The organism is Cupriavidus sp. 01L46, assembly GCF_056399905.1.
This window is the reverse complement of the sequence record NZ_JBFTSF010000625.1, coordinates 1-1106: the sequence shown is the minus strand read 5'-3', so window position 1 is coordinate 1106 and position 1106 is coordinate 1. Positions and strand designations below refer to the sequence as shown.

Genomic DNA, 1106 nt, shown 5'->3' with positions numbered 1-1106 from the left:
ACACAAAGAGCAGCCTGAGGCGCATATTCGAATCAGGAAGCCGCTCCGGCCATGATGTCCAAGCCGATAGATCATGATCACTGACTCACCCATCGACCTGATTGCCGATGTCCGCAATGCGGTCGGCGAAAGCCCGTTTTGGGATACGCAGACCCAATGCCTGTACTGGTCGGACATCCCCGCCCGGACACTGTTCGAATGGCGCGCCGCCAACGCGGCAATCCGTACCTGGCAGTTGCCCGAAATGGCGGGATGCATTGCCCCCGCAAGCGCCGGTGGCTTTGTCGCTGGCATGCAGAGCGGCCTGTTCCACTTGCAACCACAGCCCGATGGCGGCATGGCCACCCGCAGGCTCGCCAGCGTCGCTCACCCCGCCCCATCCATGCGGTTCAACGACGGCCGGTGTGATCGGCAAGGCCGGTTCTGGGCGGGCACCATGCACCTCGACATGCATCCGGCGCAATCGATTGGCTCGGTGTATCGCTTCGACGGGCGTGGCCTGCAGCGGCAGATCGAGGGACTGATCGTTCCCAACGGAATGGCGTGGTCGCCCGACGGACGCACGATGTACCTCTCGGACTCGCATCCTGATGCGCAGGTGATCTGGGCGTTCGACTACGATGTCGCGGACGGCGTGGCCAGCCGGCGGCGCCTGTGGATCGACATGCGCCAATATCCGGGGCGCCCGGACGGCGCTGCGGTAGACGCCGATGGCTGCTACTGGATCTGCGGGAATGACGCCGGCGTTGTGCACCGCTTTACGCCAGAGGGGCGCCTGGACCGCAGCATCGCGCTTCCCGTGAAAAAGCCGGCGATGTGCGCCTTTGGCGGCGCCGACATGAAGACGTTGTTCGTCACGTCGATTCGCCCGGCCGATGCGTCGGTGCAAACCGAGCAGCCGCTGGCCGGCGGGGTATTCGCTTTTCGCCCCGGTGTCGCCGGTATTGCCGAGCGCGCGTTCCAGATGGCCCAGATGGCCGCGTGACCGGCCGATCGGGCCGCGGGCACAGCTAAAGCGGCAGGGGCCGGGCGGCGCATGCCGCCGCCCGGCCAGTCACGGGCTTTACATCCTCCCCTTCCAGGGCACCAGCCACTTCTCCATCTTG

The 1106-nt window shown here is 65.8% G+C and carries 1 protein-coding gene; it reads left to right on the top strand.

Annotated elements, in window-relative coordinates; genetic code table 11:
* The first annotated feature begins 73 nt into the window (after nucleotides 1-73).
* The gene (locus AC1DS3_RS38940; protein WP_441641477.1) at nucleotides 74-985 is read left to right on the top strand and encodes an SMP-30/gluconolactonase/LRE family protein; all 912 of its coding nucleotides are present in this window, start codon (nucleotides 74-76) and stop codon (nucleotides 983-985) included.
* The last annotated feature ends 121 nt before the right edge of the window (nucleotides 986-1106 follow it).

What these genes read in the sequence shown, in the direction of transcription:
- AC1DS3_RS38940 (WP_441641477.1), top strand. Translation starts at nt 74, where the DNA reads ATGATCACTGACTCACCCATCGACCTGATTGCCGATGTCCGCAATGCG.